Source organism: Actinacidiphila alni (genome assembly GCF_900112845.1).
Taxonomy (GTDB): Bacteria; Actinomycetota; Actinomycetes; order Streptomycetales; family Streptomycetaceae; genus Actinacidiphila; species Actinacidiphila alni.
The window spans coordinates 39,400-51,281 of the sequence record NZ_FONG01000017.1 but is presented as its reverse complement, the minus strand read 5'-3'; the positions used below and the strand labels follow the sequence as shown (position 1 = coordinate 51,281).

At 71.8% G+C, this 11,882-nt stretch carries 10 protein-coding genes; all 10 read right to left on the bottom strand.

Annotated features, from left to right (window positions below; all coding sequences use genetic code 11):
- Positions 1-40: 40 nt before the first annotated feature.
- The gene (locus BM076_RS25105) at positions 41-943 is read right to left on the bottom strand and encodes a glycoside hydrolase family 25 protein (RefSeq protein ID WP_245796328.1); all 903 of its coding nucleotides are present in this window, start codon (positions 941-943) and stop codon (positions 41-43) included.
- A 151-nt stretch (positions 944-1,094) separates the two neighbouring features.
- Positions 1,095-1,898, bottom strand: a complete 804-nt coding sequence (locus BM076_RS25100; protein WP_093715968.1) for an NUDIX hydrolase — start codon at positions 1,896-1,898, stop codon at positions 1,095-1,097.
- Between the two features lie 117 nt (positions 1,899-2,015).
- Positions 2,016-4,814: a CHAT domain-containing protein gene (locus tag BM076_RS25095; protein WP_245796326.1), complete on the bottom strand. Its 2,799-nt coding sequence runs from the start codon at positions 4,812-4,814 to the stop codon at positions 2,016-2,018.
- A complete protein-coding gene (locus BM076_RS25090) occupies positions 4,811-6,457 on the bottom strand; it encodes a CATRA conflict system CASPASE/TPR repeat-associated protein (RefSeq protein WP_143120634.1) in 1,647 nt (548 codons plus the stop codon). Before BM076_RS25090 ends, BM076_RS25095 begins: the two co-directional genes overlap by 4 nt.
- 19 nt (positions 6,458-6,476) lie before the next feature.
- On the bottom strand, positions 6,477-6,833 hold the full coding sequence (locus BM076_RS25085; protein ID WP_093715966.1) for a CATRA system-associated protein: 357 nt from the start codon (positions 6,831-6,833) through the stop codon (positions 6,477-6,479).
- A gap of 184 nt (positions 6,834-7,017) precedes the next feature.
- A complete protein-coding gene (kdpC, locus tag BM076_RS25080; protein WP_093715965.1) occupies positions 7,018-7,647 on the bottom strand; it encodes a potassium-transporting ATPase subunit KdpC in 630 nt (209 codons plus the stop codon).
- A gap of 28 nt (positions 7,648-7,675) precedes the next feature.
- On the bottom strand, positions 7,676-9,820 hold the full coding sequence (kdpB, locus tag BM076_RS25075) for a potassium-transporting ATPase subunit KdpB (RefSeq protein ID WP_093715964.1): 2,145 nt from the start codon (positions 9,818-9,820) through the stop codon (positions 7,676-7,678).
- On the bottom strand, positions 9,820-11,484 hold the full coding sequence (kdpA, locus tag BM076_RS25070; RefSeq protein ID WP_093715963.1) for a potassium-transporting ATPase subunit KdpA: 1,665 nt from the start codon (positions 11,482-11,484) through the stop codon (positions 9,820-9,822). The genes kdpB and kdpA overlap by 1 nt, the downstream gene beginning before the upstream one ends.
- Positions 11,484-11,573, bottom strand: a complete 90-nt coding sequence (gene kdpF, locus BM076_RS25065; RefSeq protein WP_093715962.1) for a K(+)-transporting ATPase subunit F — start codon at positions 11,571-11,573, stop codon at positions 11,484-11,486. The genes kdpA and kdpF overlap by 1 nt, the downstream gene beginning before the upstream one ends.
- Entirely contained in the window at positions 11,570-11,716 is a 147-nt protein-coding gene (locus tag BM076_RS36785; protein WP_177246599.1) for a hypothetical protein, read from the bottom strand. The genes kdpF and BM076_RS36785 overlap by 4 nt, the downstream gene beginning before the upstream one ends.
- Positions 11,717-11,882: the final 166 nt, after the last annotated feature.

The following is an 11,882-nucleotide window of genomic DNA, read 5'->3' as shown; positions in this document are numbered from 1 at the left end:
GCCCCACGAGCGGGGGTTACTCCGGCCTCGCGGGCACGGGCTACTCCGGCGCCTCCCCGGCGGTCACCGCGGTGTCGATGGCCTGGTGGACCTGGGTCAGCAGGGTGTCGGCGTCGATCGCGGGGTTCGCGGCGGCCAGGGCCTTCGCGAGGGTGTTGACGGTGGCGGTGAGGGCGTCGAGGCGGCGGGCGAGGGTTTTGACGTCGGCGTTGGTACCGCGCAGGTAGGAGTAGGCGTCGTGCGGGTCGGTCTTTCCGTTCAACTGGCCTTTGTAGGCCCATACGTCGAAGGGCTCGGGCAAGGTGTCCTCCGGGTCGTTGGCCGCCCATGTGCGCAGGTCGGCGGGGGAGAGGTAGGCGAGATCGCGGTCGAGGGGGGTCGAGGTGAACTGCCAGAACAGCGGGTGCTGTCCCGAGGGCGCGGGGCGGGCGTGCTTCTCGGCCTCGGCGTACGACATGGCGCCGGACGGATACGCCGGGTACCAGAGGAAGCCGGAGTTGGCCGGTACGTGCTTGTTGGTGATGTCGTCGGCAGAGGTGTAGACGCCGACGCGCTGGCCGGGGAACGCCTTGGCCACGGCGGTGATCCAGGCCGAGGCGTAGGCGCGGATCTGGGCGGCGGTGCGGCCGGAGTAGTTGGCGCCGTCGCTGCGCCGTTCCAGGTCCAGGACGTGCACGAAGCCGCGTCTGGCATGGGATTTGACGGCGGCGACGTAATTGGCCGCCTCCTTGGCCGCGTTCTGGTTCGGCCAGCCGAAGTGGTAGGCGCCGGGTACGAGTCCGGCGGCGATGATGCCGCCGATGTGGCCGGCGAAGCGGCTGTCCCTGGTGTGCTCGCCCTCGCTGGCCTTGGCGAAGGCGAAGGTGATGCCGCTTCTTGCCAGGGCCTTCCAGTCCTGGGTGCCCTGGAACGAGGAGACGTCGAGGCCGCGTGACGTGGCCATGCGCTGTGCCTTCCGGGTGGTCGTGTGACGGCTGGTGTCCAGTCCACCGTCACGCGCGGTGTCCGCGCAACCGGAACGCGGGAACCCGTTTGACGAACAGCGCCGACCATTAAGGTGAATGGGACCGGTGTCAGGGCCCGCCCCGAAGCCGTCAGCGGCCGGGCGGCGCCAACAGGCCACGGGCGACGGCCAGTCCGTACGCCGCCAGCGTGTAACCGTCCGTGATCTCCCCGCCGAGCAGCATCGCGTGGAAGGCGCCGGGGTCCAGCGCCCGCCGTTCGCTGATGCCCTCCGCGCGGGCGCCGTCCTCCGGTTCCTCGCGGAAGGCGGCGGTGTCGATCCGTACGAGGTGCAGCTCGTTGACGTTGTCGCCGATGCCGGAGTCGGCGGCGTAGGGACCCAGCAGGACGCTCTCGCGCACCGCGCAGCCCAGTTCCTCGCCCGCCTCGCGCCGGGCGGTGGCGGCGCCGTCCTCGCCCGCTTCGCCGAAGCCGCGCGGGATCTCCCAGTGCCGGCGGCGGTCGGCGTGCCGGAAGTGGTGCAGCAGGACGATCCGGCCGTCGTCCAGCACCGGCAGCGCGGCGGCCCCGCCGGTGGCGCGGTCGCCGACGATACGGATGTACGTGCCGGTGCGGCCGTCCGCGAACCGCACCGCGTCCCGGACGAGCCGGATGTACGGGTCCTGGTGGACGACGCCGATGTCCGCGACGTCGTCGGACAGGCCCAGGGCGGCGGCGAGTTCGGCGGTCTGCCGGGTCACCGCCGCCTGCTCGGCCGGGTCGAGCAGGATCTCGAAGGCGGCGCCCTCCGGATTGGTGAACAACTCCGGCCGCCGGGCGCGCAGTTCGTCGTACGCGGCCAGCCGCGCCCGGCGCCGCTCCCGTACCCGGTCGGCCTCGCCGTCGGAGTCCTGGGCGCCGTCCTCGGCGAGGTCGATACCGTCCGTCCCGTCCATGCCACGTCTCCTGCCCGGCGCGCTGCCGCTGGTCACCCGCTGGTCGTCACCCGGATCGTACGGGCCGGGCGGGGGAGGCCCCGCCCGGCCGGCCCTCATAAGCGCCTCACGACTGCCTCACAAGTACAGCGCCAGCGGCAGCCGTTCGATGCGCGCCGCGAGCCCGTCGTACGTCTCGATGTCGTCGCGGTAGTGCCGGTGCAGCGCCTCGACGACGTCGAAGACGCCGGTGCCGGACGCGCCGGGGGCCAGCACCGCGCGGCTGCCGCGCAGCAGCGCGCGCACGGTGGCGACCATCGTCGTGTCGAGCACCTTCCACAGCGGCACGCCGATCGCGCCGGCGCCGCTGACCATCAGCGACCGCATGAAGCCGAGCACGTCGCCGCCGTCCGAGCGCATGCCCTGGCCCGCCAGGCACGCGCCGAGCACGGTCAGCTTGTTGCGCGGCAGGCTCAGGTGCAGCGCGAGGTCGAACTGCGTCAGGACGTCCTCCTCGCCGAGGTTGAGCAGCGGCCCGGTGGCCTCGCCGGTCTCCACGTACGTGCCGTGCCCGGCGTAGACGAAGAATTCCGGCTTGCACTCCACGAGGGCCGCGACGCCCGACCAGTCCGCCGGATGGCGGTGCGCCTCCTCCGGCGCCGCCGAAGGGTCCGGGAAGCCGCCGAAGACGTCACCGGCGAGCACGATGTGCTCCGGGTCCCAGCCGGTGGCGACGACCTCGCGGCCCGTCGCGTCGGCGTCGGTGACCAGCAGCGCCGCCAGGTCGTCGTCCCGCTCCATCAACTGCCGCTTGAGCAGGTGCCGTCCGCGGCTGACGAAGGCGGCGACGCTGACCGAGTGCGACAGCGGGACGCGGGCGGCCAGCGGCCGGTCGTCGCCCGGCTCGGCCGCCGCGTGCAGCGGCATCGCGAACAGGTCGTCGGTCGGGATCAGCGTCAGATGCGTCAACGGGCCGCCGGCGGAGGCGATGTCCCACACGGGTGCGATCAGCAGCTCCCAGATCCGGTGACAGGTCTCCGGGGTCGGCGCGCCCGCCGCGAGGTCGGCGGCCACCTGGACGGAGAGCGCCCTGACGTCCTCGTACGGGACCGCGGGCGCGAGCGTCAGCAGGCCGTCGCGGCAGACCATGACGCCGAGCCGGTCGCGTACCGCCTCGCCGCCGTCGCCGCGCACCCCGTCGGGCGCCGCGTAGCCGAAGTAGCGCACCACGCAGGCGCCTTGGTGGTTGAGGGTGTACTGCACGAGCTGGTGGGCGATGTCCTCGTCGTGCGTGACGGAGGTCAGCGGGTGCTGGAGGAACCACTCCTCGTACTCCTGCTCGCGCCGCACGATCAGGTCGCGCAGCGCGTCCGCTTCCTCCTCGGCGAGCGGCTGCGGCGCCGCCCGCCGCCCCTCGCCCGGCGCGTTCCAGGGTTCGGGGTCGGGCGCGGCGGCGCCCGGCTGGCGCTGTCCGGGTCCGGGCGGGGCGAGCACCGGCGGCCTGGACGAGCCGAGCAGATCCAGCAGTTCGCGGCCGGAGGACTCCTCGACCAGCGACAGGACCTGCTCCAGATTCTCCCGCGACCCGTCGCCGGTCAGGACGGCCGCGGCGATCGCCTGGAGGTAGGCGGGCCGCATGTGCCGGGCGTAGGCCCGCTTGTAGACGGGCAGCGCGACGGCGCCGCGTACCGTCCTGGCCATCGTCAGCCGCCGCTCCAGCACATCGGACGGGCGTGCGTCCGGGGGCAGTTGACCGGCGACCCGCGCGTATCCGCGCACCGTGTACGCGTAGAAGTCGACGTCCATGCCGGTCTGCCGGCCGGTGCCGCCCTCGTCGCGCTCCAAGTCGTCGAGCATCGCGCCGAGTTCGGCCAGACCCCGCGGGCCTCCCTTGCGGATGGCGAGATTCTGCCGGGCGATCCGCGCGCCGCGCGGCCACGGCTGGTCGAGCAGCCCTTCGTAGTACGTGACGGCGTTGGCCGGGTCGCACTGCGCGCGGAGATTCACCGTCTGCGCGACGCGGTAGGTGTCGCCGAGCGCGCGGGCGACGGCCAGCGACTCGGCGGTGACGTCCAACGCGCCCTCGATGTCGCCGTCCTGGCGCAGCGCGGTCGCCAGATTGTGCAGCGCGTTGGCGTAGCCGCGGAGGAATTCGCGGTGCCGGGGCGGGCCCTCCTCGGGCACGGCGAGCGCGACATGGTACGTCCGGGCCTGCGACAGCAGCGCCGAGCACAGCGCCCTGAACTGCGGGACGAGACCGAAGGAGTCGGTGCCCTCGGGGCGGTCGCGCGCGGTCTGGCTGCGCTCCTCGAAATCCGCGCGCATCCGGTTGCTGCGCAGGTCCGGCAGCACCCACCACAGCCCGGCCGCCATCGCGGTCTGCGTGGCGGTGCCGAAGGCGATCCGGGCGGGCGTGTAGTCGCCGAGCCGGTAGCGGATCCTGCCGACGCCGTCGTACCAGCGGGCGGCCACGTAGGACAGGAAGTCGTCCGGCACGGCGCGCACCCCCGCGGTGCGCGCCGTGAGGTGGGCCAGCAGCCGTTCGGCGTCCGCCCGGGACGCCTCGATCAGCCGCAGCCCGGTCAGCGGCTCGTACGCCATGTCGGCCTGGACGATCTCGCACCAGTACGCGCCGACGCGCCGCGCCACCGAACGGATGTCGCCGCCGTCCGGGACGGGGGCGTACGCGCCCGCCAGCCGCAGCATGCCGACGGCGTCGGACTGCCGCATCGGCACGTCGAAGTCGACGTCGAAGCGGGTGATCAGGTCCTCGACGTCGAGGGCGTCGACGAAGGCGCGGATGGCCGCGCCGGGATCGGGTGCGGGTGCGGGTGCGGGTGCGGGATCGGGAGTGGGTCCCGGTGCGGGGCCGGGGGGTAAGGCGCCGTCCGGGGCGCGCGGCGCGGGCATCGGCTCGGCGGGTACGTCATGGGTCATGGGGCACCTCCGTGTCGTCGGGTCAGCAGGCGGGACGCGCCGTACGCGAGCAGGCCGGACACCGCGGCGCAGGCCAGTGTCACGGCGGCCGGCAACGGGCCCTGGTCGAGATGGCGGCGGATCAGCACGGTCACCAGCCAGCCCAGCGACGCGCCGACCAGGCCCGCCGCCCAGGACATCAGCCAGGTGTACGAGGTGGTCGCCCGGACCCCGGCCCAGCGCAGCACGGTCAGCGGCAGCGCGAGGGCCAGCGCGGTGAGCACCGCGATGGTCGGGGACTGGACGATGTGCGACAGCGGGATCGTGTACTGGAACGACTGGACGACGGTCAGCGCCGTCACCACCGCGCCCAGTACCGAGCCCTGAATGAGCGTCAGTTTGCCGCGCCGGTCGTCGAAGGCGCGGTCCACGATGGTGGAGGCCAACGCCCGTGCCGCCTCGGCCCGTTCGCGGGTGGTCTCCAGATAGACCTGGTCGCTGTCGGCCTGCGCGACCAACGCCTCGGCGGCCGCGAGGTCGGCGGCCGGCCACGGCACGCCGGGGCCCTGGCGGTGCACGACCGGCGCGTGGATGCGCATGTTGGCCGCCGCGATCGCCACCGTACGGCTCAGCTGGCGCAGGCCGGTGATCGTCCACGTCATGCCCTGCGGGCCGAGCTGCGTACGGTCCAGCAGATTCGCGGCCCGCAGGACACGGCCGAGCGAGATCGGTTCACCGGCCGCCGCTGGCTCCAACTCTTGTAGCAGCTCCCGGGTCTGACGATCAGTGACATCGACGTGGGCGACGACCGGGTCGGCCGCCGCGTACTGCCGGGCCTCGTAGCGCAGCTTCGCGGTGTGCAGCAGATAGCGGGTCAGCGGACGCAGGCCGCTCTCGCCGTCCACCGCCCAGGCCCAGGCGTCGAGTTCGGCCTCCAGGCGGGCCGGGGCGACCACGTACAGGTCGGAGACGAGGTCGCGGGTGTGGTCCTCCTCGCGCCGCCACACGCTGAAGCCGTGGTCGGTACGGTCGTAGCCGCGCCACCAGTTGGCGCCCGCGGCCCCGCTGCCCGTTGGATCACTGCCCGCCGTGCCACTGGCCGTTGGACCGCTGCCCGCCGCCGACGGACCCGCCCCCGGCGCGTACCGCCGGACCGCCTCGCACAGCGCCTGCTCGGTGCCGGTGAACGTCCGCCGCCGCAGCGCCTCGTAGACGTGGAACTCGCCGAGGACGCTCTCCGTCGGCGGCCCGCCGCCGGGCCGCCCGATCCCGGCCAGCGCCGCCCGCCATTCGGCCAGCAGCTCGCCCCAGCGGTCCAGGCCCGCGTCGGTGTCATTGGGCGCGAGCAGCGCGACCAGGCCCGCCGTGTCGTGCTCGGCGAAGACGTAGACGGAGTAGACGGCCGTGCCGCCGCCCCGGTCGGCCGCCGCGAGGATCTCCAACTCCCGTGTCCGCGAAGGGATCGCGGGCAGATGCTCGGCCGGGAGCGGGAGGCCGGGGATCGGCGCGGTCATGCCGAGCGCGCGGCACGCCCGCCACAGGTCGTCGAGATAGGCGTGTGCCGAATCGCCGTGCGGGGCACCGGAGTCGGGCAGCGCGTCGTCCACCGGCGCGGTCGGCACGAAGCACGCGACGAGCAGCGCCGGCTTGTCGATCCCGCGCATCAGCGGGCCGCCGCGCGCATCACCCGGACTGCCCGGGGGCCGGCGGCACACCCGACGGCGGCACGGCGCCCTCCCGGTTCAGGTCGAGGGTGAGCCGCCGCACCAGGATGTTGCGCTGCTCCCGCTGCTGCTGCGGGATGTACGTACGCACCGGTCCCGGCCTGGCCAGCGCCCGCCGCGCCTCCTCCACCTCCTGGAGCGTGCCGAGCGCGGCGCGTACGCCCTCGACGTCGGCCTCACGGTCGCCGTCGGCGAGCGCGCCGCCCAGCGCCTCCAGGGCGGCGCCCACCGCCCGCCACTCGGCGTCGGTCAGCGACCAGTCCTCGATCGCCTCGACCCGCCGTAATACGCCCCGCACATTGAGCCGGTCGGACATGGTCCTCCCCCTGCCCGGAGAACGCGGAGCCCCCCGGGACACGCTTTCCGTCTGCAGGCGGAAGCGTATCCCGAGGGGCGGACGGCGCACGGGGGATTACGGCGGGGAGGCCGGCGGTCCCGATGGCGCCGGGTCGGGCGGTCCTGCCGGCGCCGGGTGTCGGGCGTCATGGCAGGGCCGCGGATCAACGCAGCGTGGCCAGCGCCCGGTTCAGGTCGAGCACATTGACGCGCTTGGCGCCGAGGAAGCCCAGATCGCGGTTGACGACATGGTCGGCGACCAGCTTGTGCACGGTGTCCGCGGTCAGGCCGCGGGCCTTGGCGACCCGGTTGACCTGCTCGTACGCGTAGGCGGGCGAGATGTCCGGGTCCAGGCCGGACCCGGAGGAGGTCAGCGCGTCGGCCGGTACGGACGCCGGGTCGACGCCGTCGAAGGCGGCGACGGCCTTGCGCAGGTCCTTGATCGACGTGATCAGGTCCGGGTTGTTGGGCCCGAGGTTGGACGCGCCGGACGCCAGCGGGTCGTAGCCGCCCGCGGACGGCCGCGGCTGGAACCACTTCGGGTCCGGCTTGGCGACCTCGTCCGCGTTGTTCGGATCCTTCTTCGGCAGGTTGAAGCTCTGCCCGAGCAGGCTCGACCCGACGACATGGCCGTTCTGCTTCACCTCCGACCCGTTGGCCCTGTCGCTGAACGCGGCCTGGGCGACGCCCGTGACGGCCAGCGGATAGACGATCCCGGTGACCACGGTCAGCAGGAGCAGCATGCGGAGCGCCGACAGGTGCCTGCGGACCGCGCTGGTGAGGAATTTCGACATGGTTCGCTCTCTCCTTCCAAGGAGCCGGTCAGCGCAGTCCGGGGATGAACTGGACGATCAGGTCGATGAGTTTGATGCCGACGAAGGGCAGCACGAGGCCGCCGAGCCCGTACACCCAAATGTTGCGGTTCAGCAGCGCCGACGCCGACGACGGCCGGTAGCGGACGCCGCGCAGCGCGAGCGGGATCAGCGCGACGATGATCAGCGCGTTGAAGATGATCGCGGACGCGATCGCCGACTGCGGGCTGTGCAGGCCCATGATGTTGAGCTTGTCCAGGCCCGGATAGGCGACCGTGAACATCGCCGGGATGATCGCGAAGTACTTCGCGACGTCGTTGGCGATCGAGAAAGTCGTCAACGCGCCCCGGGTGATGAGCAGTTGCTTGCCGATCTCGACGATCTCGATGAGCTTGGTCGGGTTGGAGTCCAGGTCCACCATGTTCCCGGCCTCCTTGGCGGCCGAGGTGCCGGTGTTCATGGCCACGCCGACGTCGGCCTGCGCGAGCGCGGGCGCGTCGTTGGTGCCGTCGCCGGTCATCGCGACGAGCTTGCCGCCCGCCTGCTCCCGCTTGATCAGCGCCATCTTGTCCTCGGGCGTGGCCTCGGCGAGGAAGTCGTCCACGCCCGCCTCCCGCGCGATGGCCTTGGCCGTCATCGGGTTGTCGCCGGTGATCATCACCGTACGGATGCCCATGGCGCGCAGCTCGTCGAAACGTTCCCGCATACCGGCCTTGACGACGTCCTTGAGGTGGATGACGCCCAGCACCGTCGCGGAGGCGCGCCCGTCACGGGTGACGACCTCGCCGACGACCAGCGGGGTGCCGCCGCTCGCCGAGATGCCGTCCACGATCTCGCCGACCTCGGCGGTCGGGTGGCCACCCGCGTCACGGATCCACTTCATGACGGCGGTCGCCGCGCCCTTGCGCAGCGCGCGCTGGTCACCGTCCTCGACCAGGTCGACACCGCTCATCCGGGTCTGCGCCGTGAACGCCACGAACTCGGCGTGCGGCAACTGCCCTTCGGCCCGACCCCGCAGCCCGTACCGCTCCTTGGCCAGCACGACGACCGAGCGGCCCTCGGGCGTCTCGTCGGACAGCGACGACAACTGGGCGGCGTCCGCCAGCTCTTCGATGCCTACGCCCGAGACGGGCAGGAATTCGGCGGCCTGCCGATTGCCGAGGGTGATGGTGCCGGTCTTGTCCAGCAGCAGGGTGTTGACGTCGCCCGCGGCCTCGACGGCCCGGCCGGACATGGCCAGGACATTGCGCTGTACCAGCCGGTCCATGCCCGCGATGCCGATCGCGGACAGCAGCGCGCCGATGGTCGTCGGGATCAGCGCCACGACCAGCGCCACCAGGATCACCAGGGACTGCTCGGCGCCCGCGTAGATCGCCAGCGGCTGGAGGGTGACCACGGCCAGCAGGAAGACGACGGTCAGCGACGCCAGCAGGATGTTCAGCGCGATCTCGTTGGGCGTCTTCTGCCGGGACGCGCCCTCGACCAGGGCGATCATCCGGTCGATGAAGGTCTCGCCCGGCTTGGAGGTGATCTTGACGACGACGCGGTCGGACAGCACGCGGGTGCCGCCGGTCACCGCGGACCGGTCACCGCCCGACTCCCGGATGACCGGGGCCGATTCGCCGGTGATCGCGGACTCGTCGACCGAGGCGATGCCCTCGACGACATCGCCGTCGCCGGGGATGATCTGGCCGGCCTCGACCACCACGTGGTCGCCGAGCCGCAGTTCGGCTGCGGGCACCGACTCCTCCGGGGAAGAGGTGGAGCCGTGCCGCCAGTCGGTGAGGCGGCGCGCGACCGTCTCGGTCTTGGTGCGGCGCAGCGTCTCGGCCTGCGCCTTGCCGCGGCCCTCGGCAACGGCCTCCGCCAGATTGGCGAAGACCACCGTCAGCCACAGCCACGCGGTGATCACCCAGGCGAAGATGCTCGGGTCCTTGATCGCGGACAGCGTCGTCAGGACGGCGCCCACCTCGACCACGAACATCACGGGGTTCTTGACCATGACGCGCGGGTCGAGCTTCTTGGCCGCGTCCGGCAGCGAGACGAGCAGTTGTTTCGGGTCGAGCAGGCCGCCGGAGACGCGGTGCGACGGCTGGGCCGCCGCGGCGTCACGGCCTCCGGTCGGGGCCGGCGGCCGGTCAGTGGTCAGGGACATCAGTGCAGACCTTCCGCGAGCGGGCCCAGCGAGAGTGCGGGGAAGTAGGTGAGGCCCACGACGACGATGATCACGGCCGTGAGCAGGCCGACGAACTGCGGCCGGTGGGTGGGCAGGGTGCCCGCGGTGACGGGCACCTGCTGCTGCCGGGCCAGCGAACCGGCCAGCGCCAGCACGAAGATCATCGGCAGGAAACGGCCGAGCAGCATCGCCAGGCCGAGCGCGGTGTTGTACCACTCGGTGTTGACACCGATGCCCGCGAACGCCGAACCGTTGTTGTTGGCGGCGGAGGTGAACGCGTACAGCACCTCGGAGAAGCCGTGCGGCCCGGAGTTGAGCATCGAGGCGCGCTCGCCGGGCAGCGCCATCGCCAGGCCGGTGCCGATCAGGACGACGGCGGGGGTGGCCAGGATGTACAGCGAGGCGAACTTCATCTCGCGCGCGCCGAGCTTCTTGCCCAGGTACTCGGGGGTGCGGCCGACCATCAGCCCGGCCACGAACACCGCGATGATCGCGAGGATCAGGATGCCGTACAGGCCCGAGCCCGTACCGCCCGGCGCGATCTCGCCGAGCATCATGTTGAAGATCGTCATGCCGCCGCCGCCCGGCGAGAACGAGTCGTGGAAGGAGTTGACGGCGCCGGTCGAGGTGAGCGTCGTGGACGCCGCGAAGAGCGTCGACGCCCAGATCCCGAACCGCTGTTCCTTGCCCTCCATCATCCCGCCGGCCGCGTGACCGGCCGAACTGCTCACGCTGTGCAGCTCGTTGACGGTGATGATCGCCACCGACGCGGCCCAGATCAGACCCATCACGGCGAGGATCGCGTAGCCCTGCCGGTGGTCGCCGACCATCCGGCCGAAGGTGCGCGGCAGCGAGAAGGAGATCACCAGCAGCAGGTAGATCTCCAGGATGTTGGAGATGCCGTTGGGGTTCTCGAAGGGATGCGCGGAGTTGGCGTTGTAGAAGCCGCCGCCGTTGGTGCCCAGCTCCTTGATGGCCTCCTGCGAGGCCACAGGGCCGCCCGTGACCGACTGCTTGTCGCCGATCAGCGTCGAGATCTCGTGGATGCCGTGGAAATTCTGCACGGCTCCGCACGCGACCAGCACGACCGCGAAGACGAACGCCATCGGCACCAGCAGCCGTACGACGATCCGCGTCAGGTCCACCCAGAAGTTGCCGACCCGGTCGGTGCGCTTGCGGGTGAAGCCGCGGATCAGCGCGGCGACGACGGCGATGCCGACGGCCGCGGACACGAAGTTCTGCACGGCAAGGCCCATCATCTGGACCAGGTGCCCCATCGTGACCTCGCCCGAATACGACTGCCAGTTCGTGTTCGTCACGAAGGAGGCGGCCGTGTTGAACGCCTGGTCCGCCTTGACCGGCGCGAAGCCGAGCGAGAGCAGCAGATGATTCTGCAGCCGCTGGAAGGCGTACAGGAACAGCACAGAGACCGCGGAGAACGCGAGCACGCTGCGCAGATACGCCGACCACTTCTGGTCCGCGTCGGCGTCGACACCGCCGAGCCGGTAGATGCCGCGCTCGACCCGCAGGTGCTTGGCGGTGGTGAGGATACGGGCCATGTAGTCGCCCAGCGGGCGGTAGGACAGCGCCAGGGCCGCGATCAGCACGGTGATCTGCAGCCAGCCCGCGAGAGTGTCGTTCACTAGAACTTCTCCGGGAAGATCAGGGCCAGCACGAGGTAGCCGAGCAGGCAGACAGCCACGACAAGACCGACGACGTTCTCGACACTCACAGCTTCTCGACCCCCTTGACCACCAGGGCGAGCACGGCGAACACCGCGATCGTCACGAGGACGAAGACAACATCGGACATGGGCGAGGACCCCGGATCGTTAAGGAGAAGGGACGGAGCGGGTCGGCCGACCCGCGTCTCCATGAGAGGCCCCGTCCGGGCCCGTATCGCCGTTGTTAACGCTTCCCTGGCGCGGGCGGCCGTGACGTTGACACCGTCTTGACGGCGGCGGCCGTGTCCTGCCCGCGTTTCCGTCTTTCCGCAGGTCAGGGGAGTGGGCCGGCTTTACGGGGGTGGCCCGGGGGTGCGG